Below are 25,344 nucleotides of genomic sequence, written 5' to 3'. Positions count from 1 at the left end.
GGCTTGCACCCCCTGCCCCGCGCTGCCACATCTTGGGTATGCGCGAGAAGGAACTTCGGCTGGCCCTTATCTGCTATGGCGGGGTGAGCCTTGCGGTCTACATGCACGGCATCACGCGCGAAATCTGGCACCTTGTGCGCGCCAGCAGGGCCTTCCTCGAAGACCAGCCGGCAGGCGGCGGCAGCGAGGATGTGTATCGCGAACTGCTACAGCTCATCGAGGCGAAATCCGGAACCAAGCTGCGTGTACTGACCGATATCATCGCCGGGGCCAGCGCGGGCGGGATCAACGGAGTTTTTCTTTCGCAGGCAGTGGTTACCGGGCAATCGCTCGAACCGTTGACCGACCTTTGGCTGCAAAATGCCGATGTCGAGGTGCTGCTCGATCCCGATGCGCGCCCACTGTCTCGATTTTCCAAATTCTGGGCTGCACCGATTGCTTGGGCCGTGTTGCGCAGGCGGGGTGGCACTGTCGAGCAAACCGTTTCAAGCGAAGCGCAAGACGAAGTAGCCACCAAGCTGTCAGGCTTTGTCCGCGCCCGATGGTTCCAGCCACCATTTGGCGGCACCGGATTTTCCGCGCTGCTGCTCGACGCGCTACAAGCCATGAAGCAGCAAGGCGTCACGCGGCCGTTATTGCCCGCCGGGCAGCCGCTCGACCTGTTCGTTACCGTCACTGATTTCCACGGCCATCGCGAGAAATTGCGCCTCAACAGCCCATCAGACGTCAGCGAGACCGAACACCGCATCACCATCGGTTTTTCGACCCGCGGGCAGGATCCGGGGCATCTTGCCCCCCCCGCCGAGCTTGTCTTTGCCGCGCGCGCGACCGCAAGCTTTCCGGGGGCTTTTCCACCCTTCAATGTGCGTGAACTCGATGGCTTGCTGCTGGCCCGTTCGATTGCATGGAATGGTCGCGACGCATTCCTGAAACGCATATTGCCGCAACAGTTTGAAGCCGGAACGATCGAAGACAGCTTCCTGATTGATGGTTCGGTGCTCGCCAATGCGCCTTTCGCACAGGCGATTGGAGCGCTGCGCAACCGGCCTGCGCGGCGCGAAGTCGACCGCCGCTTCGTCTATATCGATCCCAAACCCGGCATGCCCAGTTTCCGTGTGCGCGGACGAAATCGCGCCGCCGATGGCCCGCGCAAGGCACCCGGCTTTTTCGCAACAATCTTTGGTGCCTCATCCGATATCCCGCGCGAACAACCGATCCGCGACAGTCTGAACGCCATCGAAATGCGTTCCGAGCGCATTGCCCGCATGCGCGAAATCACCGACCATCTGGAGGTCGAGGTCGAGCATATGATCGAGACAATGCTTGGCAAGACATGGTTCCTGACCAAGCCGACGCCGCAGCGACTGCACAAATGGCGGCTGACGATGCTCGAAAAATCGGCACTGGCGACGGGTTATAGCTATCCCGCTTATGCCCATTTGCGAATGACGGGGTTGCTTGATGAAATCGTGGCGACCGCGCGCCGCGTCTGCCCCGATGCCCCGACTGACCATTGCCACCAACTGCGCGCGGCTTTGTGGGGCGAGATCTGCCGACGAGGGTTGGACCGCATTACGGGCCCCAAGGGCAAGGTCATGGCCGCTGCATCGATGCGCTTTTTCCGTGAACAGGATGTGCGCTTCCGCATTCGCCGCCTGCGCTTCATCGCCCGCAAACTGGCCGAGGATGTTGAGGTGCTGGCCGATGTTCCCGTGGCAGTTGCAGACCGGTTGCGGCAGGCCATTTACGCCTCGCTCGCCCATTTCCTCGAAGTTGAAACCGCCGAATATCTTGGCGTCGATGTGGCCGAAGCCGTACGCCATGGCGTCGAGAACCCTGGCGCATTGCTGGACATGCTGGCGGCGCGACGAAATCTGGAGGCTGCCGACGCAGCAACCGACGCCGCGCTCAACGCTGCGCTCGCCAATGTCCCCGATGCAGCGACCCGCTCCATCCTGATGGGTTATCTGGGTTATATCCTTTACGACATTGCAACCCTGCCCTTGCTACAGGGCGAAGGGCTGGACGAATTCGACCCGATCAAGGTCGATCGCATTTCCCCCGATGATGCCACGACGATCCGCAAGGGCGGGGCCGCCGCCACGCTCAAGGGTATCGAGTTCAACAATTTCGGTGCCTTCTTCAGCCGCAGCTATCGCGAGAACGACTATCTGTGGGGCCGCCTGCACGGCATCGACCGGTTGGTCGATATCGTGCTTTCCTCGATGCCGGGTACGCTATCTGCAGAGCAGGCCGAGGTCTTGGCGCTGAAAAAGAAGGCGTTCGAAGCCGTATTGGAGGCCGAAGCCCCCAGACTGAAACGCATCCAGCCGCTGATCGAGGAGTTGCGCGCGGAGATTGCGGCGATCAAGCCGGTTTGAAAGTCCCATAGACCATCTCGACAAACCGGTCGGCGGTGATGAAACCGCTGGGATTCACACCAAAGCCGTCCGCCGGTTTCATCGCTTTCACTTCTTCAAGCGATTTGCCCGCTTTTACGGCTGCCTCAATCTTGCCGACAATCGCCACCAGCATGTCGCGATAGGCCTGCAAGTCGGCCTTGCTAGCAACTGCGCCGTGGCCGGGGATGATCTTGGTCTGGTCATTCGCCATGGCCAAGACCTTGTCCGCCGCCGCAATTACGCCGCGCACATCGCCGCCGCTGCTGCGATCGACAAAGGGATAGCTCATCTTGTGAAAGAAGAGATCGCCCATATGGATGACGTTCGATTTGGTCCAGTGGACCACGCTGTCACCATCCGTATGCGCGGGTGGAACCGATATGACGCGAACTTCTTCGCCATTTAGGTGAAGCTTCAGCCCCTCGGCATAAGTGATGACAGGCAGTGCCACCTTGGGGCTCGCCTTGACCTCGCCAAAAGGCGTTTTCTGGTTGGTTGCCATGCGCACGCGGACATTGTCATGCGCCATGATCACGGCGCCCGCCTTCCCGAAATTCTCATTCCCGCCGCTATGGTCGCCATGCCAGTGGGTATTGATCAGAAATTTGACCGGGCTTGCACCCAGCGCTGCAACCGCTGACTGGATCTTGGGGGTCAAGGGCGCAAACTGGTCATCGATCAACACGGTACCGTCTTCGCCATGCGAAACGCCAATATTGCCGCCTGCGCCGAACAACACCGAAACACCGGGTGCCAGATTTTCGGATTTTACCTCAACCTTGCTGAAATCCTGCTGGGCTTGCCCGGGGGCTGCCAGTGCGAGTGCAGTTGCTGCAACCAAAAGTCCGCGTTTGAACATCTTCCGCCTCCTGTTCGACTATGGGGCGGATGTTAGCGCGGACTGGTTGTTACTGCGAGCGAAACCTATTCGGTGAGATCGTCCCAGAATTCCTTGACCTTGTCGAAGAAACCGCGCGATTGCGGGCATTCTTCGCCGGTCTCGGTTTCGCGGAATTCACGCAGCAATTCCTTTTGCCGTGCGGACAGTCGCGTGGGTGTTTCGACATCGATCTGGATGACAAGGTCACCCCTGCCGCGGCCTTGCAGCACCGGCATGCCCGCCCCGCGTACGCGCAACTGCTTGCCCGACTGGATGCCCTCGGGGATGGTCACATTGTGCTTGCTGCCATCGGGCCCCGGGATTTCAATCTCTCCACCCAAGGCTGCGGTCGTGAAGCTGATCGGCGCACGGCAGAACAAGGTTGTTCCGTCGCGCTCAAACACCTTGTGCCGCGCGATATGCATGAAGATGTAGAGGTCGCCCGCTGGCGCGCCATTCGGCCCAGCCTCACCCTTTCCGGCTACGCGTATGCGGGTGCCTTCATCGACGCCGGGCGGGATGGTGACTTCGATTTTCTGCCGCACATCGACGCGGCCTTCACCGCCGCATTTGCGGCATGGATCCTCGATGACTTCGCCGCGGCCATGGCAGGTCGGGCAGGTTCGTTCGACCACGAAGAAGCCTTGCTGCGCGCGCACCTTGCCGTGCCCGCCGCACAGATTGCATCGGCGAGAGCCGGTTCCCGGTTTGGCACCGCTGCCATCGCAATCGTCGCATTTCGCGGCGACATCAATCGCGATTTCGGTGGTGCGTCCGTGAAACGCGTCTTCTAGGCTGATTTCCAAATCATAGCGCAGGTCGGCACCACGCACTGGCCCGCGTTGCCGACCGCCGCCAAAGGCATCGCCGAAAAAGCTTTCGAAAATGTCGGAGAAATCGCTGAAACCGCCGCCTTGGCCACGTCCGCCCATCCCGCCATTTTCAAACGCAGCCTTACCATATTGGTCATATGCTGCCCTTTTCTGCGGATCTTTCAGCACTTCATAGGCTTCGTTGATCGCCTTGAAACGTGCTTCAGCGTCAGCATCCCCGGGATTGCGATCCGGGTGATATTGCATCGCCATGCGGCGATAAGCGGATTTCAGCGTCTTTTCATCCGCCGTCCGCTCGCATTCGAGCAATTCGTAATAATCTATGTCGAGGCTCACGACCGATGTCCCTCCATCGTGCAGCCGTCACCACGCTGCGTGCGGGTGTGACGGCCACCGGTAATCATCAGTCTTTCTTGTCTTCGTCGACTTCGGAGAATTCGGCATCGACAACATTGTCATCCGCCGGGGCTTCTTCCGAAGGCGCAGCAGAGGCACCTGCAGCCTGCTCCTGTTCGTAAATCGCCTGGCCCATCTTCATCGCCGATTGGGCAAGGGCGTTCGACTTTTCCTTCATCGCTTCAGCATCGCCACTCTCGATGGCTGTCTTGGTTTCAGCAAGCGCAGCCTCGATTTCAGACTTCAGCCCAGCATCGATCTTCGAACCATGCTCTTCGAGCTGCTTCTCGGTCGTGTGGACAAGGCTTTCGGCGTTGTTCTTCGCCTCAGCTGCCTCGCGGCGCTTCTTGTCTTCTTCGGCGAACTGCTCCGCATCCTTGACCATCTGTTCGATGTCAGCATCGGACAGACCGCCCGAAGCCTGGATCTTGATCTGCTGTTCCTTGCCGGTGCCCTTGTCCTTGGCAGTCACGCTGACAAGGCCGTTGGCGTCGATATCGAAGGTCACTTCGATCTGCGGGACGCCGCGCGGTGCGGGCGGAATGCCGACAAGGTCGAAATTGCCCAGCAGCTTGTTGTCCGCAGCCATTTCGCGCTCGCCCTGGAAGACGCGGATGGTAACCGCATTCTGGTTGTCTTCCGCGGTCGAATAGACCTGGCTCTTCTTGGTCGGGATCGTCGTGTTGCGGTCGATCATGCGGGTGAATACGCCGCCCAGCGTTTCGATACCCAGCGACAGCGGGGTCACGTCGAGCAACAGCACGTCCTTGACGTCGCCCTGCAGCACGCCCGCCTGAATGGCAGCGCCCATGGCAACGACTTCGTCAGGGTTCACGCCGACATGCGGTTCCTTGCCGAAAAAGCCCTTCACGACTTCACGGACCTTGGGCATGCGGGTCATACCGCCGACCATCACGACTTCGTCGATCGCATCGGCCTTGAGGCCAGCGTCGGCAAGCGCCTTTTTGCAAGGGTCGAGCGTGCGCTTGATCAGGTCGTCGACCAGCTTTTCAAGGTCAGCGCGGCTGATATTCTTGACGAGGTGCTTCGGACCGTTCTGGTCAGCCGTGATAAACGGCAGGTTGACTTCGGTCGTCTGCGCCGAAGAAAGTTCGATCTTCGCCTTTTCCGCAGCTTCCTTAAGGCGCTGCAGCGCGAGCTTGTCCTTGGTCAGGTCGATGCCTTCGGCCTTCTGGAAATCGGCTGCGAGGAATTCGACAAGCTTGCTGTCGAAATCTTCACCGCCCAGGAAGGTGTCACCGTTGGTCGACTTCACTTCAAACACGCCGTCACCCACTTCGAGGATCGAGATGTCGAAGGTACCGCCACCAAGGTCATAGACCGCGATTGTCTTGTTCTCATCCTTGTCGAGGCCATAGGCCAGCGCTGCCGCGGTCGGCTCGTTGATGATGCGCAGCACTTCAAGACCTGCAATCTGGCCGGCATCCTTGGTTGCCTGGCGCTGTGCGTCGTTGAAGTAGGCGGGCACGGTGATGACTGCCTGCGTCACGGTTTCGCCTAGATAGGCCTCTGCCGTTTCCTTCATCTTTTGCAGGGTGAAGGCGCTGATCTGCGACGGGGAGTAATCTTCTCCGCCGGCCTTGACCCATGCGTCGCCATTCTTGCCCTTGACGATGTCATAAGGGACGAGTTCCATGTCCTTCTTGGTCATGGGATCGTCAAAGCGGCGGCCGATAAGGCGCTTCACCGCAAAAATCGTGTTGTCCGGATTGGTCACCGCCTGGCGCTTGGCGGGCTGGCCGATCAGGCGCTCACCATCTTTCGCAAAGGCGACGATTGACGGCGTGGTACGCGCGCCTTCCGCATTTTCAATAACCTTCGGCTGGCCGCCTTCCATCACAGCAACGCAGCTGTTCGTGGTGCCAAGGTCGATACCAATAACTTTTGCCATTATTTATTACCCCGATAACTAGATTAGCCCTGTCTATGGCTGGCGGCCCCATCAGGCACCGCTGCCAAACATGCGAGGGCGATATAGGTGGCAAATTGCTTGGCACAAGGCTTTGCCCTCCCTACATTGTCAAAAAGGCGGGCAATGCCCCGTTATTGAACGGAAAAGTCGAACCGGAGAGAGCGAGTATATGTTGAAGATGCGTGCAAGACTTGGCCTGCTGGCAGCGCCCTTGCTGGTCCCGTTCCTCGCAAGTTGCGGCCCGACCCCGCAGCTTCGCGTGCATGACGCAGTCATCAAACTGAACCCGGTGGATAGCAATCCCTCGGCAATGTACTTCACCGTCCGCGGCGGGCCGACCGATGTTTACCTGATGTCCGTCACCTCGCGTTCGGTATTGCGCACTGAAATGCACGAAAGCGCGGTCGATCCCGAAACCAAGGTGATGGCGATGCGAAAGCTGGACCGTGTGCTGATCCCGGCGGATGGGAAGGTCGAATTCAAGCAGGGCGGCAAGCATGTGATGGTCTGGGGCGTCAATCTGGTCGGTCGCCGATTGGGCGAGGTGGAGGCGCAGTTCCTCTTCTCCAACAATGAACGCATCGTCGTGAAAGCGCGAGTAGAGGAAATGGACGGCCGCGAGCCTGATGAAAAAACCGGCCATAGCGGCCACTGATGTTCGGGCCGCACCCTTCCGGTCGGCCAATGACGGCGCGCGAGATTGAACTTGCGCGATCCATATTCCACGACGCGATTGATTATGCGCGGGTGCGGATCCACAAACGCAAATGGTGGTGGTTCCAGCCGCGCAGGATCACCATGGCCCCCGACGGCCATCTGTGGTTCCACCCCGGCAGCAACCTGTTCTGCGACGATTTCTGCGACCGCGACCTCAAGCTGCGGGGGCTTTTCATCCATGAACTGGTGCATGTGTGGCAGCACCAGAAGGGCATTTTCCTGCCGCTAAAGCGGCATCCCTTTTGCCGCTATGATTACAGCCTGAAACCGGGCTGGACCCTCGAACGCTATGGCATTGAACAGCAGGCTGAAATCGTGCGCCATTATTTCCTGCTAAAGAACAAGGCGCAGGTCCCCGGTGCGCCGCCCTTGGCGCAATATGAGGGCATATTGCCATTTAGAGCGAAGGCAGGCGCATAATGATGTCGCAATTTGAATTCATTTTTTCGCTCTACAGCCTGCTTCTCGGCCTCTCGCTCGTCGAACTGCTTTCCGGGCTTGGACGAACAGTCAAGGCACGGTTGCATGTCGATGAGGAGGCGAAGGCAGGATATCGGATCGGCTGGCTGACGCCGTTGCTCGGCCTGTTTGTGATGCTCGATCTTTTATCCTTTTGGGGTGCCGCATGGGCAGTGCGCGATATCATCGCCGTATCCGGTGGCTGGATGATGGGTACGATGCTGTTTGCCAGCGCTTACTACCTCGCCGCACACCTTGTTTTCCCCGAATCCATCCCGAAAAATGGTGACCTTGATCCACATTATTTCCATGTCCGACAGATCGTGCTGGGAATGCTGTTCGCTCTGCTACTCGTCCAGCTGACCTTCTATTTCACCGAACCAACTTTGTACGCACGGCTGGTCAATCCGCAGGCACTGATACTGACCGCCGTTTTGATCGCGCTGATGACGGCGGCTTTTTTCGTCAAATCGAAAGTCATGAATATCATAGTGCTGAGCGCCCTGATTGTACGCTACGCTGCGGTCTATCTGATATGAGGTTGACGCCATAGTCCAGCTTGCGCCAACAAGTTTCATTTGATACCAATTTGGCAGAGGTGGCCCAACCCGCACCTCGCCCAAGAGACTTCCATGAAACTTGAAGATTTCGGCCTCACTGCAGAGCGTGGCTTTCTCTCAACCTATGAAATCGATGGCATCGAACTGCCCTCTGGCTTTGATGAAATGCTCGATGCGGCGGCCAGCCTTTCGGGGCTGATCACCTCAGGCCGGGTGCGGCATTTCCTTCGCCAGGTAGGGCATCCCGACATGGCGCATTTCCTTGCGAGCGCCAGCGACGAACAGGTGCGCACCGCGATGGTGCATTACAGCTTCCTCGTGCAGGCCTATGTCTGGGGTGAGGCAGAGGCGCCGACCACCCTTCCCGCGAACCTCGCCATTCCGATCTGCGCCATTGGCGACCATCTGGGACTGCCGCCTTTGCTGCCCTATTCGGGCTATGTGCTCGACAATTGGTACCGGCTCGACAAGAGCGGCGCCATCAGCCTTGATAACATCGCAATGCACCAGAATTTCCTCGGCGGGCAGGATGAGAACTGGTTCGTCCTCGTCCATGTCGCGATTGAGGCAGAGGCTGGCCGTGCGCTGCAATTGGCGACCGAACTGGTCGATGCGGCCGCACAGCAGGATGCTGCAAAGGTCGAAGATTTGCTGGTCCAGATGCATGGCGTCTGGGATGCGATGAACGCGCATTTCGATCGCATGCCCGAACGCTGTGATCCTTATATCTATTACCAGCGCGTCCGTCCCTATATCCACGGTTGGAAAAACAACCCGGCGATGCCCGAAGGCCTGATCTATGAAGGCGTCACCCAATATGCCGGCAAGCCGCAGGCCTTTCGCGGGCAGACGGGTTCGCAAAGCTCGATCGTGCCGACGATGGACGGGCTGTTCCAGGTGGTGCACGAAAGCGATCCGCTGCGTGAATTCCTCGATGAACTGCACGCCTATCGCCCGCCCCGGCATCGCCGCTTTATCGAAGCGGTGCGCGATGCGAGCACCCTGCGCGATTTCGCCAAGACGCAAAACCAGTCGCTCAAGGATGCGTTCAATGCCTGCGTCGAACAGGTGGCGCGCTTCCGCACCCGGCACCTTGAATATGCGGCGAGCTATATCAACAAGCAGGCCCCGTCAGGCGCGGGCAACGATACCGATGTCGGCACCGGCGGCACGCCGTTCATGAAATATCTGAAAAAGCATCGCGACGAAAATCGCGCCCAGACAATCTAAACCGTTGGAACAAGGTTCAGCCGGTGGCGCATCAGCCACCGGCTGAGCACCAATGCGGCGACAATTCCAAGGCCGAGGGCAAGGCCGATCCATATACCTACGCCGTCATAACCCCGGTAAAAGGCCAGCCAGGCACCAAAGCCCAGCCCCACAACCCAATATCCGAACGCAGCAAACAGCATTGGCCAGGTTGTATCCTGAAGCCCGCGCAACATGCCCGTGCCCACCACTTGCGCGCCATCGACGATCTGGAAAATCGCGGCGATGATCAGGAACGAAACGGCAAGCCGCAAAACCTCTGCATTGCCTTTCAATTCGGAGTCGAGGAAGAAACCGGCCAGCGTTCCGGGGATCGCCCAGATCAACACTGCCATTGCTGTCATGAACCCCACGCCTAGTGCATAGGCCGTCCATCCCGAACGGCGGATCGCCTCGGCATCGCGCCTGCCATAGCCCAAGCCGACCCGTACCGTCGCGGCCTGTGCCAGGCCCATCGGCACCATGAAGGTCATCGATGCAATCTGGATCGCCACCGCGTGCGCCGCCGCGGCCTCAATGCTGATATAGCCCATCAGGAAAATCGCGGCGGCGAAGACCATCGCCTCAAATCCCATATGCAGGCCGATGGGAAAGCCCAGTTTCCAGATCGTGGCAAAACGCTGCCAGTCAGCGCGCCACCAGCGGCCGAAAAGATGATAGCGGCGGAACTTCGGATGCCGCATTGCGATCACAGCGAGGAAGAGGAACTGGAACAGGCTGGTCAACGTGCTGCCAATACCCGCACCCACCAATTCCAGACGCGGAAGGCCGAAATGACCGAAAATCAGGCCATAATTGACCACCGCATTGACCACCACGGCAGCAAAACCGGCCACCATCGTCCATTTGGGCAGCTCAAGCGCAGCCATGAAACTGCGCAACGCGACCACACCCAATTGCGGCCATAACAGCCACATGATGGCGCGCATGAACTGGCCAGTGTCGTCGGCAAGCCTTTCAGGTTGCCCCGCCCATGCCAGGAAATCGCCGGTGAACCACAGCACCGCCCAAATCGGGATACAAACAAATGTCGCTGACCACATTGATTGGCGGAAGGTGCGGCGGATATCGCGCACCGAATAGGATTTGCGACCAAGCTCGGCCGCCATCAACGGCGACCCTGCGATGACGATGCCAATCCCGACCAGCATCATCGCGAACAATATGCCCGTGCCGAGGGCAGACGCAGCCAGCGCATCGGGGCCGAGCCGCGCGAGCAGGAAAACGTCGGTCGAGTTGATCAGGACCATGGTCACGTTGGTCAGGATCAGCGGCCAAGCAAGCACCATCGTCGCACGAAACTCGTCGCGCCAGGGGGACTGGCGGTCCTGACGGATTGCCGCTGTGGCCATGTCGTTCGAATAGCGCAGCAAATTCCCTGCGGCTAGTGGGCCCTTGGCTTCCCGCTTTACAACTTGCGCTTTTGCTTGGCGTGTAACAAAAGCGCAACAAATGGGGGTGGGCTGGAAGGATAAGAATAAGTGACCGCTCCAAAACGCATCCAGGAAAATCTGACAGCCGCCGTCGAGCGCCGCCTGCTCAATTGGATTTGCGCCCGCCTGCCTCTGTGGTGGACGCCGGATCGGCTGACGGCCCTGGGCTTTTTCGGGGCGGTACTGATTGCTTCTGGTTACATAGCGAGCAATTGGGGCCGCGATTGGCTGTGGCTTTCGGTTTTTGGTTATTGCCTCAACTGGTTCGGGGATTCTCTCGACGGCAGCGTCGCCCGCTATCGCAAGATCGAACGCCCCAATTACGGCTATTTCATCGACCACAGCCTCGATGCGCTGGCCAATACGCTGTTCATCCTGGGTATGGGCCTCAGCCCCTATATGCGGATGGATACCGCGCTTTTCGGGCTGAGCGGTTACCTGCTCCTGTCGATCCATACCTTCATCTCTGCCAAGATTTTCGGCGTGATGAACCTCACCTATCTGGGCGGTGGCCCGACCGAGGTGCGAATGATGCTGATCGTGCTGACCATCTGCATGTATGTTTTCGGGCCCGAAGCCGCCATTCACTGGCCGGTTGCAGGCCAGCTGTTCTCACCATTTGATATTTATGCCGTGGTCTTGGGCTTTTTGCTGACTAGTATTTTTGTATTTCACACGACGCAAAAGGGAGTCGAGTTGTTCCGTAAGGGTCGGTGACGCAATTTTTACTTAACATTCACTGGTTGTGCGTCAAAATGTTTCTATGGATATTACTAGAGATACTTGTTCACCGACCGTAACGACGCCAAAAGATGAATGTCACATTTGGCGTAGCAAATTTTTTGACCAGTCTGCACGTTGCGAAACCAGACTCCGTCGGACATTTCTTGCCGTAAAACCTGCGGATGCAGTGCCTCACCAATTCAAGGCCGTTGCCATTGCATTAAAGCAGCCCAACGCGGGTTATGAATGCGACGAGAAACTCTCTGCAATTGTTGACGAAATTTTGCCGTTGATCGAACTTCGGGCTTATCTTGCACACTCTGCCATGAGGTTGATGGCGCTCGAAGGTGACCACGTTGTGGCCTTTGCCCATGCGGGCGGAGACCAAGAATATGGTCAGAAAGTTATGATGCTAACTACTGCTCAACGCGCCAACGCACTCAAGAAAATGACCAGTCTTGCAGATCGACTTAAAAGATACCTCCAAGCCGTTCGCGAAAATTAGGCGTCCGGCTTCTTAGCCACCCCGACCATCGCGGGCCGCAACAAGCGGTCTTTGATCATGTATCCCGCCTGCATTTCGGCAACCACGGTGCCCGGCTCGGCATCCGCAGTCGGGATTTCGACCATAGCCTGGTGCTGGTTGGGATCAAGCGGCAGGCCCATTGCGGCGATGCGGCTAATGCCGTGCTTGGCGAAAACACTTTCCAGCTCGCGGCCGGTTGCTTCCAGCCCGGTGACCAGTGGCTTCATCTTCTCATCCTCACGCATTTCGGCGGGGATGGCTTCGAGAGCGCGGGTGAGGTTGTCCGAAACCGATAGGATATCGCGGGCAAATCCGGTCGCGGCATAGGCGCGCGCATCAGCAGCTTCTTTCTCCATGCGGCGACGCACATTCTGCACCTCTGCCTGTGCATAGAGGATATCCTGCCGCGCGGTTTCCAGCTCGGCTGCCAGCTTGTTCAATTCCTCCGCTGCGCTGTCAGCAGAACCAGCGTCGCCCTTCAGATGTTCGGGCACGCCTTCCAGTTCCTGTTCAGCCGCTGCGTCCATATTATCCTTGTCGTTCATAATCGCCCCGAATGTCTTTTGTTGCACGCGCATATAGGCGCTCGCTTCATTTCATCAAGCGGCTGAGGGCCTGTGCAGTGAAATCGACCATCGGAACGATGCGGGCATAGTTGAGGCGGGTGGGGCCGATTACGCCCACCACACCAACGATCTTGCCGCCCTGATCGCGATAGGGCGCAGCGATGACCGAAGAGCCCGAAAGCGAGAAAAGATTATTCTCCGAACCGATGAAGATGCGCGTCGCCTGCGCCTCACGCGCGCTATCGATCAGGCGGGCGATTTCTTCTTTATTCTCAAGCTCATCAAGCAATTGACGGACGCGATCGAGATCGGCGGCGGTTTCATCGAGCAGGTTGGATTGCCCGCGCACGATCAGCACCGGCCGGTCATTGGCGTCGAGTGACCAGACCGCCAGCCCCTTGCGCACCAGCTCCGCACTTGCCTGGTCGAGCGCTGCCTTTTGCCCGCGTATCTCGGCATCGAGCCGCGCAAGCGCTTCGGACAAGGTGAGCCCCGATAGCCGCGCGCTAATGTAATTTCCCGCCTCAACCAGTGCGCCATCGCTTACCGACGGTGTGATTTCGACCAGACGGTTCTCAACGCTTCCATCGGCACCGACCATGATCGCCAGCGCCTGCGTGCCCGAAAGGCGCGCGAAACTGAACTGCCGCAATACCGTTTCCCGTTTCGGCACCATCACCACGCCAGCACAGGCCGAAAGGCCGGAGAGTGCGGCTGTCGCCGCCGCCAATGCGCTTTCGATCGGGCCGCTGGTTTCGATGCGCGATTCAATCGCCCGCCGCTCGTCCGCCGTGGGCTCGGCCGCCTGCATCATGCCATCGACAAACAGGCGAAGCCCCTGTTCGGTGGGCATGCGCCCGGCACTGGTGTGCGGCGCGGCGAGCAAGCCAGCCTCTTCCAGATCCTGCATCACATTGCGGATCGATGCCGGCGAAAGGTTGAGCCCGCCAATTTTGGACAGCGTTCGCGATCCCACCGGCGCACCCGATTCCAGATAGCTTTCGACGACGATCCGGAAGATCGTGCGCGTGCGATCATTAAGTTCAGATATGGGCTGGCTGTTCACAGCCTAATAGTTAGCGTGCCTGCTATGCAAAGCAAGGCTGCCAAGCTATGGCGCTCGCAAACCCCGTATCAGGAGAATAAAATGCGTCCCTCAGGCCGTGCCGCAGACGAAATGCGCACCATTGCAATCGAAACCGGCTTCACCAAACATGCCGAAGGCAGCGTCCTCATCAGCTTTGGCGACACCCGCGTTCTTGTCACCGCCAGCGTCGAAGACCGGCTTCCGCCATGGCTGCGCGGCAAGGGTGAAGGCTGGGTGACCGCCGAATATTCGATGCTCCCCCGCGCGACGCACACGCGTGGCCAGCGCGAAGCAGCCAAGGGCAAGCAATCGGGCCGCACGCAGGAAATCCAGCGGCTCATCGGCCGTTCTTTGCGCGCCGTTGTCGATCTCAAGAAATTGGGTGAATTCCAGATCACCCTCGATTGCGACGTGTTGCAGGCCGATGGCGGCACGCGTACCGCAGCAATCTCTGGCGCATGGGTTGCGCTGCGCCTCGCGGTCAACAAACTGATGGCCGAGGGCAAGGTGGCCGAAGACCCGATCACCGGCCGCGTCGCTGCGATAAGCTGCGGCGTCTATCAGGGTACACCAGTGCTCGACCTTGATTATATCGAAGACAGCTCCGCCGATGCCGACGCCAATTTCGTGCTGATCGAAGGTGGCAAGATTGCCGAGGCGCAGGCGACCGCCGAAGGCGCACCCTATGACGAGGAAGCATTGCTCCGTCTCCTCCGCCTCGCGCGGATGGGCTGCGACCGTATCTTCGCTGCACAGGCGGATGCGGTGAAGTGACGCACAGAAAGCTGTCCCCCGGAAAACTGGTCATAGCCAGCCACAATGTTGGCAAGGTGCGCGAAATCCGTGCGCTGCTCGAACCCTTCGGGATCGAACCAGTGTCGGCGGGTGATCTGGGCCTGCCCGAACCGGAGGAGACCGGCACGACCTTTGCCGAGAATGCGTTGCTAAAAGCGCATGCCTCGGCACAGGCCTCCGGCCTGCCCGCTTTAGCCGACGACAGCGGTTTGTGCGTGGCGGCTCTCGGCGGAGCGCCGGGGGTCTACACCGCGGACTGGGCCGAGAAACAATGGTTCGAGGCGCAGGCCCTGGGCGGCCCGGGGCGCGACTGGTATCTCGCCATGGGCAAGGTCGAGGGAAAACTTGCCGAGCAGGGCCCCGATGTCGATCGCAGCGCTTACTTCACTTGCACGTTCGCCCTCGCCTGGCCCGATGGGCATGAGGAAGTGTTCGAGGGCCGGGTGCAGGGCACGCTTGCCTGGCCACCGCGCGGAACGATGGGTTTCGGCTATGATCCGGTGTTCGTGCCGCTGGGCCACGACCAGACTTTCGCCGAACTCGATCCCGCTGAAAAGCACGCGATGAGCCACCGGGCCGATGCCTTCCGCAAGTTGGTCGAGGCATTGTTTTGAGCGAGGCACTGGCCCTTTATATCCATTGGCCATTCTGTATTTCCAAATGCCCCTATTGCGATTTCAACAGCCATGTGCGTGATCAGGTGGACCAGGCGGCATGGCGCAAAGCCTTGCTCGCCGACCTCGCACATGAGGCGCGGCTGACCGAAGGACGCAAGCTGGGCTCAATCTTTTTTGGCGGCGGCACACCCTCACTGATGCCACCCGAAACAGCTGCTGCGCTGATCGATGCGGCACAGCGGCATTGGGGGTTCGCGGATGATATCGAGATCACCCTTGAGGCCAACCCCTCCTCGGTCGAGGCGGCACGTTTTGCAGAGCTGGCGTCGGCTGGAGTAAACAGGGTGTCGCTCGGTTTGCAGGCGCTTGATGATCAGGTGCTCGAATTTCTGGGCCGCGCGCACCGGGTGGATGAAAGCCTCGCCGCGCTCGAAACCGCACAACGGCATTTCGGGCGGGTCAGCATCGACCTGATCTATGCCCGACCCGACCAGTCGGCTGCGGCCTGGGATGCCGAACTGGCGCGCGCCATCGGCTTTGGCACCACGCACATGTCGCTCTACCAATTGACCATCGAACCCGGCACCCGCTTCGCCACCGATGTCGCCAAACGGCAATGGCAACCACTCGACGATGATGCAGCGGCTGATCTGTATGAGCTGACCCAGACGCGGATGGAAGCAGCCGGCCTTCCCGCCTACGAAATCAGCAACCACGCCGCCCCCGGGCAGGAAAGCCGCCACAACCTCGCTTACTGGCGCTACCAGGATTATGTCGGCATCGGGCCCGGCGCGCATGGACGGCGAACCGGAATGGCGACGCAGCGGCACCGCAAGCCGGAGAATTTCCTCTCCGCCATCGAACGCAACGCGCATGGCCTGCAAAGCGAAACCGTGCTCGATCCGGCCACACAAGCGATGGAGGCGCTGCTGATGGGCCTTCGTCTGCGCGAGGGTGTGGATATCTCCGCACTGAGCGACCGTTTTGCTATCGATTCCGGTGATTTGGTTGATTGGGCCGCTGTGGATAAGCTTGAGGCACTCGGCTTTGCTGATCGGGAGGGATTCCAATTGGCTATCACTCCCAAAGGCTTCCCGTTGCTCGACGCCATCCTGCCGCAAATCGTTGCGATTGAGCCGACGCCCGACGCCTGATAGCATCGCCGCCATGGCCGATACGCTGATCGCCGAATATCGTTCCTACCTTGCGGATAATCGCCGCCGGTCGATTCACAGCGTGCGCGCTTATGTGGCGACGGCGGAGCGATTGTGCGAATTCCTGACCGAGCATCTGGGTGAGCCTGCCAACCGCACTACGCTTGCCAAGGCCGGTGCAGCCGACCTGCGGGCTTTCCTCGCCAACAGACGGGGCGATGGGCTCACCAACCGCTCAACCGCGCGTGAACTATCCGCCGTACGCAATTTCCTGCGTTTTGCGCTTGGCGATGAAGCCGCGATCCCCGCGCTCAAGGGCCCGCGCGTACAGCGCAGCCTGCCTCGGCCGGTTGATCCCGAGGCGGTGCTGGCGCTGGCGGGCGATGCTGCCGATAGCGCCAGCGATAGCTGGATCGGCGCGCGCGACTGGGCGGTGCTGCTGCTGCTCTATGGCTGCGGGCTGCGCGTCAGCGAGGCGACCGGCCTTACCGGCGATGTACTGCCGCTCGGGCAGACGCTGCGCGTTACCGGCAAGCGCAACAAGACTCGCATCGTGCCTTTGCTCGATGGCGTGCGCGAAGCGATCGAGGGATATCTCGAACTCTGCCCATACCCGCCTGCAAAGGGTGAGCCGCTGTTTCGCGGGCGGCGCGGCGGGCCATTATCCCCTGCGCTGATCCGCCGCGCGGTCCAAGGTGCGCGCAAACGGCTTGGCCTGCCCGAAAAGACCACGCCGCATGCGCTGCGCCACAGCTTTGCGACGCATTTGCTGGCGGGCGGCGCGGATCTGCGCAGCTTGCAGGAATTGCTGGGCCATGCCAGCCTGTCGTCAACGCAGGTCTATACCGCGGTCGATACCGCTATGCTTCTGGATGAGTATCTGAACGCGCATCCACGGGCTTAGGTTTCCACCGAACAAGCCGCCACACATAGGTCACGACAATCGCCACGATCACCAGCGTCGAGAGCGGCCCGAGCCATTTTTCGACATCGTCGAACTGCGAGCCGAGGAAATAGCCAGCGCCCGCCAATGCTGCGCTCCACCCCGCAGTCCCGATGGTGGAAAACACAAGGAAACGGCGCAGAGACATGCCGAAAAGGCCGGCCGGTATCGAAATCAGCGAGCGCAGGGTCGGGATCATCCGCGCGACCAGAACGATCGTCGATCCATAGCGTTCGAAAAGCCGTTCACCGCGCTCCACCTCTTCCCAATCGAGCGTAAGCCAGCGGCTATATTTATCGATGAAGACATGCATCCGCGCTTCACCGAACTTGATCGCCAGCCAGTACCAGAACCAGTTGCCGAGCATCGCACCGGCGGTGCCCGCGGCAATTGTACCCGTCAGCGTCATATTGCCGCGCGAAGCGGAGACACCGGCGACCGTCATGATCACTTCTGATGGCACCGGGGGGAAAACGGTTTCAAGCAGCATCAGGAGTGCAACACCCCAATAGCCGGCCCAATCGACCAGTCGGATTATCCAGTCTTCCATAGGAGATCAGCTCGCTTTGCGTTCCTTGAGGCGCAGCTCGATTGCATCCCAGATTTTTCCGGGCGTGTCGGTGCCGTTGAAACGATCGATGGCGACGATACCTGTCGGCGAAGTCACGTTGATCTCGGTCAGCCACTCGCCGCCAATCACATCGATGCCGACAAAGATCAGCCCCAATTCCTTGAGGCGCGGGCCCATCGCAGCGCAGATTTCCTGCTCGCGCGGGGTAAGTTCGGTTGCCTCGGCGCTGCCGCCGACAGCCAGGTTCGAACGGAATTCGCCTTCGCCCGGGCGACGGTTGATCGCACCTGTGACTTCGCCATCGATCAGCACGATGCGCTTGTCGCCCTTGGCCACATCGGGAAGGAAGGGTTGCACCATATGCGGTTCGGGCCAGGTGCTGTTGAACACCTCAAACAGCGCGCCCAGATTGTCGCCCTCTGCCGGCACGCGGAAGATCGCCTTGCCGCCATTGCCGTGCAGCGGCTTCACGACGACCGCGCCATGTTCCTTCTGGAAGGCGCGCACCTCGTCGGTCGAACGGGTGATCAGCGTCGGCGGCATGAAGCGACGGTAATCGAGCACCATCACCTTTTCGGGCGCATTGCGGACGCTGACGGGATTGTTCACCACCAAAGTCTCATGCTCGATCCGCTCAAGCAAATGCGTCGCAGTGATGTAGCCGACATGGAAAGGCGGGTCCTGCCGCATCAGCACGACATCAACGTCCGATCCCAGATCGATCCTTTTGGGTTCGCCAAATCGGTAATGCGCGCCGGCTACTCGCTGCAGGTCGTATACCGGATGGGCAAAGGCGGTCAGACGATCATTGGCGTCGAGAGTGAGCGTGCCGACCTCATAGTGCCAGACATCATAGCCACGCGCCTGCGCCGCGAGCATCAGCGCAAAGCTGCTGTCGCCATTGATGTTGACCCCTGCCATCGGGTCCATTTGCACCGCAACGCGCAAGCCCATCTGTCGCCCTCTTCTTTTCTATCCGTGCCAGACGTTCACCAGATGGTGCGGCAAGCGCCAAGGTGCAACCAATATCACATCAATCCGCATATTTTCCGCACCCTTACCGTAACGCGGCAGCAATTGTTCGGCCGCTGCGGCGACGCGACGCAGCCGCCAACTGTCAATCGCAGTCGCCAGATCAAGTTGCTTCGTACGGGCTTTGACTTCGATGAAGGCAATGGTCTTTCCGCGCCGGGCGACGAGGTCTACTTCGCCCCAAGGGGTTTTGAGCCTTTGGGCGACGATCCGCCAACCCTGCAGCCGCAACCACCAAGCAGCAATCGCTTCGCCACGGCGGCCCCTTTGTTCAGCACGTTCGCGACGCCCACTCATGCGCCCGATTTGAGGGCCATTGCGCGCTCGTAAACCTCTGCCCGATCAACGCCGAAGCGTTTGGCGATGTCCTTTGCGGCCTTTGCGGGCGGCATGCTTTCCAGAGCTATCTTTAGCGCGCCTTCATAGTCACCTACCTCGTGCGCTGCTTCAGTGGGCGGACCCACAACGACCACGATTTCGCCCTTTGGTTCGACCTCAGCATAATGATCGGCCAATTGGGGCAGCGTTCCCGAAACCACTTCTTCGAACTTCTTGGTGAGTTCGCGAGCAACAACGGCGTCGCGCGGCCCCAATATCTCCGCCATTGATTGCAGCGACGCACCAAGCCTCGGGCCGCTTTCGTAAAACAACAGCGTAGATTTTACATGGGTAAATTCTGCCAACACATCGGCGCGTGCCTTTGTTTTAGAAGGAAGAAATCCCGCAAAAAGGAATCGGTCGGTGGGCAGTCCCGAGATCGACAAAGCGGCAATCGCCGCGCTTGGCCCCGGGGCAGTGCTGACCGTTATTCCAGCCTCGCGCGCGGCACGCACCAATTTGTATCCGGGGTCGGAAATCAGCGGGGTTCCGGCATCCGAAACCAGCACCACGACCCCGTTTCGCGCTGCTGCGAGCAAGCTGTCCCGATCGGCCTCGCTGCTATGGTCGTGATAGGGCCGCATACGCTTTTTCAGCCCCAGATGATGGAGCAATTTGCCTGTCACCCGGCTGTCTTCCACCGCCACCAGATCGGCGGCGCGCAGCATTTCTATCGCCCGTTGTGACATATCTGCCAGATTGCCGATCGGGGTCGCGACGATGTAGAGACCGGACTCGATAGCCTTTGCCGGTTTTTCCGGCTCAGATGCAGAATAATCATAAAGGTCGGAGGACATGGACATGACCATTGCAGCAAGCTTGGCTGCGCCGCAAGCGCAGTCGGATAGGATCTGGTCGACGGCGAAACGCGCCACTGCCCTTTTCGCCCTGATCTTCCTCGCCGCGTGCCAATCGGTCATTCCAAAGGGTGGGCAGCGTCCATCTGGCCCGCCGCCGGTTGAATCCCCTGATCCGGGCAATGTCGTGCTGTCTGACGGAGATCGCCACCGGGTGGCCCTGCTGCTGCCGGTAAGCGGCGCGGACGGCGATGTTGGCCAGTCGATTGCCAATGCAACCACACTCGCCCTTCTCGACACCCGCAACACCAATATCCGCATGACGACCTATGACACCGCGCTTGGGGTGGATGCTGCGGTGAAAAAGGCAGTTGCCGATGGCAACAAGCTGATCCTTGGTCCGCTGCGCAGCGACGATGTGGTCGCGGTCGCCAATGTCGCGAAGCCCGCTGGTGTTCCGATGATCAGCTTTTCCAACGATGTCGGCGCCGCAGGACAGAATGTCTTCCTGCTCGGTCACTTGCCCAACCAGTCTATCGACCGGGTGGTGAAATATGCCAAGGCGCAAGGCTATACCCGCTTTGGTGGTATCGTGCCCAAGTCGGTCTATGGCCAGCGCGCGCTTTCAAACCTCACCAACTCGGTGCGCGGCGCGGGTGGTACGCTGGTTTCGATCCAGGAGATTGACGGCAGCGCCGCCTCCATCGATGCCGCCGCGCGGAAACTGACGGCCGCCGGCGCGATCGACGCAGTGTTGATTGCGGACAATGGCCGCGTCGCTATCGCGACCGTCCCCGCACTGCGCCGGGCCGGCCTTAGCAATGCCAAGATCCTCGGCACCGATTTGTGGAATATCGATGCCACCGTCGCCTCCAACGCCGGGATGCGCGGCGCTTGGTTCGCCAGCGTTTCGGACAATATGTTCCGCCAATATGCCGACAAATACCGTGCGCGCTTCGGCCAATCACCGTCGCGCCTGTCCAGCATGGGTTATGACTCTGTGTTGCTCGTCGCGCGCGTCGCGCAGGATTGGAGGGTCGGAACCCGCTTCCCGGTCGCCCGGCTGACCGATGCCGATGGCTTTATCGGCATCGACGGGGCGTTCCGCTTCCTCGGTAACGGCATGTCCGAACGTGCGCTTGAAGTGCAGGAGGCGCAGGCAGGCAAATTTGTGACCATCGATCCCGCTCCGCGCGGTTTCACGCCGGCGAAGTAGCCGCGCGGCCAATGCCGATCGAGCAAGCCCGCCGCTTCATGGAAGCCGCGCTCGACCTTGCCCGCGAGGCAGCAGCTGCGGGCGAGGTGCCGGTGGGCGCGCTGGTCGTCAAGGATGGTGCGATTATCGGGCGCGGGGCCAACCGCCCGATTGCCGGCCATGATCCCACCGCGCACGCCGAAATCATGGCGATGCGCGAAGCCGCCACGCATCTGGGCACCGACCGGCTCACCGGCTGCGACCTGTGGGTCACACTCGAACCCTGCGCCATGTGTGCCGGGGCCATCGCCCACGCCCGCATTGCCCGCCTATATTATGGCGCCAGCGACCCAAAGGGCGGTGCGGTGGAGCATGGGCCGAGATTGTTTGAGCAACCGACCATCCACCACCGGCCTGAAGTCTATGGCGGGATTTGTGAAGACGAAGCTGCCGAACTGCTGAAAGCGTTTTTCGGCGCGCGGCGTTAGCGCAAATGCTTCCCGAAAAACGCCATCGTCCGGCTCCACGATAGCTCGGCTGCTGCCTTGTCGTAACGCGGGGTAGTGTCGTTGTGGAAGCCGTGCTGCGTGCCGGGGTAATAGTGCACCTCAAACGGTTTCTGGTGCGTCAGCAGAGCCGTCTGATAGGGCAAGGCCCCTGCGTTGATGCGCTCGTCATTTTCGGCATAATGGATCAGCAGCGGTGCCTTGATCGAAGGCACCTCGGCTGCGGTCGGTTGGCGGCCATAATAGGGCACCGATGCCGCAAGTTCGGGACAGGCCACGGCAAGCGCATTGCAAATGCCGCCGCCATAGCAAAAGCCGACGGCACCGACCTTGCCAGTCGATTTCGCGTGCAGGCGCAAATAATCGAACGACGCCACCCAATCTTCGAACAACTTCCTGGGATCGAGCTTTGCCTGCAATTCCCGCCCCTTGTCGTCATTGCCCGGATAGCCGCCTACCGAGGTCAGCGCATCGGGCGCAAAGGCGAGATAGCCGGCCTTTGCAAGGCGCCGTGCTACATCCTCAATATAAGGGTTGAGGCCGCGATTTTCATGGATCACCAGCACTGCAGGCAGCTTGTCCTTGGCCTTCGCCGGCATGGCGAGCAGGCCCGAAATCGCTCCATGGCCCTTGGGGCTAGGTACCGACGGCCGTTCGGTTCGGATGGCCGGGTCATCGGGCTTCACCTGCTGCGCCAGCGCATAATCGGGGCGCAACTGGTTGAAGATCATCGCGCCTGTCACACCTGCAGCGGCATATTTCGCTGCGCGCTCGATAAACTCACGCTTGCTCAGCTTGCCGTGCACATAGCCGTCGAAAATCTCGAGTATCGCCGGATGAAAATCGGCGGCGGTTTTGCGCCCGGTCATCGTCAGTGCACGAAGCGGGCAACCACGTCGCGATAGCTGCGGCTGACCTTCACCTGTGCGCCCGATTCGAGTATCAGGAAGCATTCGCCATTGGTGTGCGGCTTCACCTGCCGCACGAGATCGAGATTGACGATCTTTGAACGGTGCACGCGTTGGAAAGTGCGCGGGTCGAGGCGCTTTTCGAGGTCCTTCATCGTTTCGCGCAGGATCAGCGAATTGTCAGCAGTGATGATGCACATATAGTCGCCCGCTGCCTCGATACGCTCGATCGTGTCGACATCGACGCGGAAAATCTGACCGCGATCCTTGACGTTGATCAGCTTCTCGAACCGACCGCTCGAAACCTCTTCCTCCGCTGGCGGCAGGTTTTCGGCGGCCTCAGGCGCAACTTCGCTGATCACATTGCGCAGACGCTCCACCTCTTCGGCGGTACGTTTGTCGGCAAGGCGCTGACGGACGCGCTCCATCGTATCAGCAAGCCGATCGGGTTCGACCGGCTTCATCAGATAATCGACAGCCTGCGCCTCGAACGCCTTGATCGCATGCTCGCTATAGGCAGTGACAAAGACGAACAGCGGCGGATCGATATCCATAACCCCCTGCACCACCGAAAAGCCGTCAAAGCCGGGCATCTGGATGTCAAGGAAGACCAAGTCGGGCTTCAGCGTCTTGATCTTGCGGATCGCCTCCCGTCCGTTGAGGCAGGTGGCGACGATTTCGACATCGTCAAAGGCTTCCAAGCGGAGTTGGAGACCTTGGGTTGCCAATTTCTCGTCGTCGACGAGGATTGTGCGGATAGTCATGCGGTTACTGCTCCTTGAACACCGACGCCCGCTGCTGCTGGTGCGCCGATGGCTTTTGTTTCGCCCCCGCTGTTTTCGGTCTGGTAGGGAAATTCGATCACTACCTCAAATCCCCCACCGCTCCTTGTATAACTGTCAAAGCGCTGCTCATCGCCATAGGCCTGCAACAAACGCTCGCGCGTGTTTGCCATGCCTACCCCTGTAGACAATTTGGGGTCTGGAGTGCTCCCCTGCAACCCCGGCCCTGAATCCGACACAATTATTCGCACCCGCTCGCCAATCCGGCGGGCGTTGATCGAGATATCCGCGCCCTCTTCCTGCGGCGTCACCGCATATTTAATCGCATTCTCGACCAATGGTTGCAGCAACAATGAAGGTACGAGGGCGTCTTTCACGCTATCCTCAATATCGAATTCGGTGCGCAACCGATCCTCGAAACGCATCTTCTCGATATCGAGATAGAGTTTGAGCGTTTCGACTTCGCTGGCCAGCGAAACCTTTGCCGTGGTCTCATTGATCAAAGTGAAACGCAGGAATGATGATAGCCGCGACAGCATCGCATTGGCCTGCTCGGTCTGCTTGAGTAGCACCAGGGTCGAGATGCTGTTCAATGTGTTGAACAGGAAATGCGGATTGAGCTGGTAACGCAGCATGGTGAGCTGGGCGCTAGTCGCCGCGGCCTCGAGCCGCAAAAGCTGGTCCGCTTGCTCTTCCGCTCGGACGAAATAGTTGATTGCATAATACAGCGCCGACCAGGCCACGAGCAACACGCCGTTGATGAAGATCGCGCCGACCATCAACTGGGCGAAAGGCGTTTCATCCGCACCTTCGCGGATCGTCTGCAGCACCCAGACGTCGATATAGGCGTAGATCAAGGTGGCGAGGATGACCGAGACGCCGGTGACGCCCCAGGTCAGGATCGGACGCCGATCAATGACGTTGCGGAAAACAACCGATAAGATCAGCGAAACCGAAAAACCGGTTACAGCGGAAATCAATACGGGGACGAGCGCGCTGAACGGTTGCCCGTTGGCAATTGTCGACGCGCTGCGGACCAACGCCGCCCCGCCCCAGCCTGCGCTGTGCAGGTTCCAGAACGCCCTGTTCTTGTCGGAAAAGAAGGGCTGGTCACCCAGTTCGAGTACGGCCATGGCCAATGTCTAGCGCGATTTTACGGCCGCATGAAGCCCTTGTTTCGCTTTTCGACCAACGTCACGGCAAAGAAAAGGGCCGCTCCCGGAGGAACGGCCCAGTATGGCATATAGCCAGTTAGGGAGGAAAGCGTGCCCAATATCAATGGCACAATCCCCTTTTAGCAAATCATGGTTAAAATAGGCTTAACGCGGGCAAGTACCCGTGCGGCGACCTTCGACCGAGAATGAAAAAGGCGCGCCGTTGCGAATACCCTGCGACTGGATCTGGATCAGGCGCGGCGATTCCTTGCGGATCGTCGTCAGGCCCTGCCCCGCACCCTTGCAAGTATAGCTGATGGTAACCGAGGTTTCACTGGTGCGGACGACAAAGTGGCTGCACTGCGCAGAATTGCCATGCTGGATTTGCACGAGCTGGCGGGGCTCACCAAGGCAGAGCTGGTTCGTCGCGATGGTCGAGGCACCGCCGCCAACCGCCCTGAACTGCCATAGTCCGCGCTCGAGCGTTTGCAGCAGGTCCGGTGCATCGGCCTGCGCAGCAAATCCTGCCGCTCCTGCGCCCGCCGCCAGCAACGTGGCGGCAACCAGCCTGATATTGGAAAATTTCATAGCGTGCGTTCCGTCGTTTCACTTTCCCCAGCGACCCGACCCGATCTTATGTTGTTCGACTATAGACGTCAGATTGTAACGATGCGTCCGATAAGGCGTTGTGTATGAACGACGAATGACATGAATCTGGTTAATCGCGG

At 59.7% G+C, this 25,344-nt stretch carries 27 protein-coding genes; 13 read left to right on the top strand and 14 right to left on the bottom strand.

What is annotated here, in order from left to right; genetic code table 11:
* Positions 1-38: 38 nt before the first annotated feature.
* Positions 39-2,381, top strand: coding sequence for a patatin-like protein (locus ACFSAG_RS08880; protein ID WP_381513690.1), 2,343 nt, complete (start codon positions 39-41; stop codon positions 2,379-2,381).
* Here ACFSAG_RS08880 and ACFSAG_RS08875 read toward each other — a convergent pair.
* The 3 genes from ACFSAG_RS08875 to dnaK all read right to left on the bottom strand — a co-directional run bounded on the left by ACFSAG_RS08875 (position 2,368) and on the right by dnaK (position 6,423).
* A complete protein-coding gene (locus ACFSAG_RS08875; RefSeq protein ID WP_381513688.1) occupies positions 2,368-3,261 on the bottom strand; it encodes an MBL fold metallo-hydrolase in 894 nt (297 codons plus the stop codon). The genes ACFSAG_RS08880 and ACFSAG_RS08875 overlap by 14 nt on opposite strands.
* Before the next feature lie 65 nt (positions 3,262-3,326).
* Complete coding sequence (gene dnaJ, locus ACFSAG_RS08870; protein ID WP_381513685.1) at positions 3,327-4,451, bottom strand: molecular chaperone DnaJ; 1,125 nt, start codon at positions 4,449-4,451, stop codon at positions 3,327-3,329.
* Positions 4,452-4,518: 67 nt separating this feature from the next.
* Positions 4,519-6,423 carry a molecular chaperone DnaK gene (gene dnaK, locus ACFSAG_RS08865; RefSeq protein ID WP_374615203.1) on the bottom strand — a complete coding sequence of 635 codons (1,905 nt, stop codon included), beginning with the start codon at positions 6,421-6,423 and terminating at the stop codon, positions 4,519-4,521.
* Between the two features lie 190 nt (positions 6,424-6,613).
* On the opposite strand from dnaK, the gene ACFSAG_RS08860 reads away from it, so the two are divergent.
* The 4 genes from ACFSAG_RS08860 (at position 6,614) to ACFSAG_RS08845 (ending at position 9,410) form a co-directional block, all read left to right on the top strand.
* Positions 6,614-7,099, top strand: a complete 486-nt coding sequence (locus tag ACFSAG_RS08860; RefSeq protein WP_374615202.1) for a copper chaperone PCu(A)C — start codon at positions 6,614-6,616, stop codon at positions 7,097-7,099.
* Positions 7,099-7,581, top strand: coding sequence for a vgr related protein (locus ACFSAG_RS08855; RefSeq protein ID WP_381513682.1), 483 nt, complete (start codon positions 7,099-7,101; stop codon positions 7,579-7,581). Before ACFSAG_RS08860 ends, ACFSAG_RS08855 begins: the two co-directional genes overlap by 1 nt.
* Positions 7,581-8,159 (top strand): hypothetical protein, encoded by a 579-nt coding sequence (locus ACFSAG_RS08850; protein ID WP_374615200.1) that lies wholly within the window; start codon positions 7,581-7,583, stop codon positions 8,157-8,159. Before ACFSAG_RS08855 ends, ACFSAG_RS08850 begins: the two co-directional genes overlap by 1 nt.
* 93 nt (positions 8,160-8,252) lie before the next feature.
* Positions 8,253-9,410 carry a PrnB family protein gene (locus ACFSAG_RS08845; protein WP_381513679.1) on the top strand — a complete coding sequence of 386 codons (1,158 nt, stop codon included), beginning with the start codon at positions 8,253-8,255 and terminating at the stop codon, positions 9,408-9,410.
* Here ACFSAG_RS08845 and ACFSAG_RS08840 read toward each other — a convergent pair.
* Entirely contained in the window at positions 9,407-10,801 is a 1,395-nt protein-coding gene (locus tag ACFSAG_RS08840) for an MATE family efflux transporter (RefSeq protein ID WP_381513676.1), read from the bottom strand. The two genes, ACFSAG_RS08845 and ACFSAG_RS08840, sit on opposite strands and share 4 nt — an antisense overlap.
* A gap of 129 nt (positions 10,802-10,930) precedes the next feature.
* Between ACFSAG_RS08840 and ACFSAG_RS08835 the strand changes: the two genes are divergently transcribed.
* A complete protein-coding gene (locus ACFSAG_RS08835; protein WP_381513673.1) occupies positions 10,931-11,599 on the top strand; it encodes a CDP-alcohol phosphatidyltransferase family protein in 669 nt (222 codons plus the stop codon).
* Positions 11,600-11,645: 46 nt separating this feature from the next.
* The gene (locus tag ACFSAG_RS08830; protein ID WP_381513670.1) at positions 11,646-12,110 is read left to right on the top strand and encodes a hypothetical protein; all 465 of its coding nucleotides are present in this window, start codon (positions 11,646-11,648) and stop codon (positions 12,108-12,110) included.
* Here ACFSAG_RS08830 and grpE read toward each other — a convergent pair.
* Positions 12,107-12,709, bottom strand: coding sequence for a nucleotide exchange factor GrpE (grpE, locus tag ACFSAG_RS08825; RefSeq protein ID WP_381513667.1), 603 nt, complete (start codon positions 12,707-12,709; stop codon positions 12,107-12,109). The genes ACFSAG_RS08830 and grpE overlap by 4 nt on opposite strands.
* A 13-nt stretch (positions 12,710-12,722) precedes the next feature.
* Positions 12,723-13,763 carry a heat-inducible transcriptional repressor HrcA gene (gene hrcA / locus ACFSAG_RS08820; protein WP_381513664.1) on the bottom strand — a complete coding sequence of 347 codons (1,041 nt, stop codon included), beginning with the start codon at positions 13,761-13,763 and terminating at the stop codon, positions 12,723-12,725.
* 81 nt (positions 13,764-13,844) lie between these two features.
* Between hrcA and rph the strand changes: the two genes are divergently transcribed.
* The 4 genes from rph to ACFSAG_RS08800 are packed head-to-tail and all read left to right on the top strand — an operon-like array spanning position 13,845 to position 17,254.
* Positions 13,845-14,558, top strand: a complete 714-nt coding sequence (rph, locus tag ACFSAG_RS08815) for a ribonuclease PH (RefSeq protein WP_381513661.1) — start codon at positions 13,845-13,847, stop codon at positions 14,556-14,558.
* Positions 14,555-15,193: an RdgB/HAM1 family non-canonical purine NTP pyrophosphatase gene (gene rdgB / locus ACFSAG_RS08810; protein ID WP_381513658.1), complete on the top strand. Its 639-nt coding sequence runs from the start codon at positions 14,555-14,557 to the stop codon at positions 15,191-15,193. The genes rph and rdgB overlap by 4 nt, the downstream gene beginning before the upstream one ends.
* On the top strand, positions 15,190-16,350 hold the full coding sequence (hemW, locus tag ACFSAG_RS08805; protein ID WP_381513655.1) for a radical SAM family heme chaperone HemW: 1,161 nt from the start codon (positions 15,190-15,192) through the stop codon (positions 16,348-16,350). Before rdgB ends, hemW begins: the two co-directional genes overlap by 4 nt.
* Positions 16,351-16,363: 13 nt before the next feature.
* On the top strand, positions 16,364-17,254 hold the full coding sequence (locus ACFSAG_RS08800) for a tyrosine recombinase XerC (RefSeq protein ID WP_381513652.1): 891 nt from the start codon (positions 16,364-16,366) through the stop codon (positions 17,252-17,254).
* Here the strand turns inward: ACFSAG_RS08800 and ACFSAG_RS08795 are convergent.
* The 4 genes from ACFSAG_RS08795 to rsmI are packed head-to-tail and all read right to left on the bottom strand — an operon-like array spanning position 17,211 to position 20,071.
* On the bottom strand, positions 17,211-17,843 hold the full coding sequence (locus tag ACFSAG_RS08795) for a DedA family protein (protein WP_381513649.1): 633 nt from the start codon (positions 17,841-17,843) through the stop codon (positions 17,211-17,213). The genes ACFSAG_RS08800 and ACFSAG_RS08795 overlap by 44 nt on opposite strands.
* Positions 17,844-17,849: 6 nt before the next feature.
* Entirely contained in the window at positions 17,850-18,818 is a 969-nt protein-coding gene (gshB, locus tag ACFSAG_RS08790) for a glutathione synthase (protein WP_381513646.1), read from the bottom strand.
* A gap of 18 nt (positions 18,819-18,836) precedes the next feature.
* Positions 18,837-19,193: a YraN family protein gene (locus ACFSAG_RS08785; RefSeq protein ID WP_381513643.1), complete on the bottom strand. Its 357-nt coding sequence runs from the start codon at positions 19,191-19,193 to the stop codon at positions 18,837-18,839.
* Entirely contained in the window at positions 19,190-20,071 is an 882-nt protein-coding gene (gene rsmI, locus ACFSAG_RS08780; protein ID WP_381513640.1) for a 16S rRNA (cytidine(1402)-2'-O)-methyltransferase, read from the bottom strand. Before rsmI ends, ACFSAG_RS08785 begins: the two co-directional genes overlap by 4 nt.
* Positions 20,072-20,075: 4 nt before the next feature.
* Here rsmI and ACFSAG_RS08775 point away from each other — a divergent pair, with 4 nt between their 5' ends.
* Positions 20,076-21,287: a penicillin-binding protein activator gene (locus ACFSAG_RS08775; RefSeq protein ID WP_381513637.1), complete on the top strand. Its 1,212-nt coding sequence runs from the start codon at positions 20,076-20,078 to the stop codon at positions 21,285-21,287.
* 11 nt (positions 21,288-21,298) lie between these two features.
* Positions 21,299-21,754, top strand: coding sequence for a tRNA adenosine(34) deaminase TadA (gene tadA / locus ACFSAG_RS08770; RefSeq protein WP_381513634.1), 456 nt, complete (start codon positions 21,299-21,301; stop codon positions 21,752-21,754).
* Here the strand turns inward: tadA and yghX are convergent.
* The 4 genes from yghX to ACFSAG_RS08750 all read right to left on the bottom strand — a co-directional run bounded on the left by yghX (position 21,751) and on the right by ACFSAG_RS08750 (position 25,204).
* Positions 21,751-22,641, bottom strand: coding sequence for a YghX family hydrolase (yghX, locus tag ACFSAG_RS08765; RefSeq protein WP_381513631.1), 891 nt, complete (start codon positions 22,639-22,641; stop codon positions 21,751-21,753). The genes tadA and yghX overlap by 4 nt on opposite strands.
* 2 nt (positions 22,642-22,643) lie before the next feature.
* Complete coding sequence (locus ACFSAG_RS08760) at positions 22,644-23,444, bottom strand: LytR/AlgR family response regulator transcription factor (RefSeq protein ID WP_374615182.1); 801 nt, start codon at positions 23,442-23,444, stop codon at positions 22,644-22,646.
* Positions 23,441-24,595 (bottom strand): sensor histidine kinase, encoded by a 1,155-nt coding sequence (locus tag ACFSAG_RS08755; protein ID WP_381513626.1) that lies wholly within the window; start codon positions 24,593-24,595, stop codon positions 23,441-23,443. Before ACFSAG_RS08755 ends, ACFSAG_RS08760 begins: the two co-directional genes overlap by 4 nt.
* Before the next feature lie 186 nt (positions 24,596-24,781).
* Positions 24,782-25,204 carry a DUF3617 domain-containing protein gene (locus ACFSAG_RS08750; RefSeq protein ID WP_374615180.1) on the bottom strand — a complete coding sequence of 141 codons (423 nt, stop codon included), beginning with the start codon at positions 25,202-25,204 and terminating at the stop codon, positions 24,782-24,784.
* Between the last annotated feature and the right edge of the window lie 140 nt (positions 25,205-25,344).

Source organism: Sphingorhabdus buctiana (assembly GCF_042680825.1).
GTDB classification, from domain to species: Bacteria; Pseudomonadota; Alphaproteobacteria; order Sphingomonadales; family Sphingomonadaceae; genus Sphingorhabdus_B; species Sphingorhabdus_B buctiana.
Note: the sequence above shows the minus strand (reverse complement) of the source record. Positions and strands in the feature narration are given on the sequence as shown.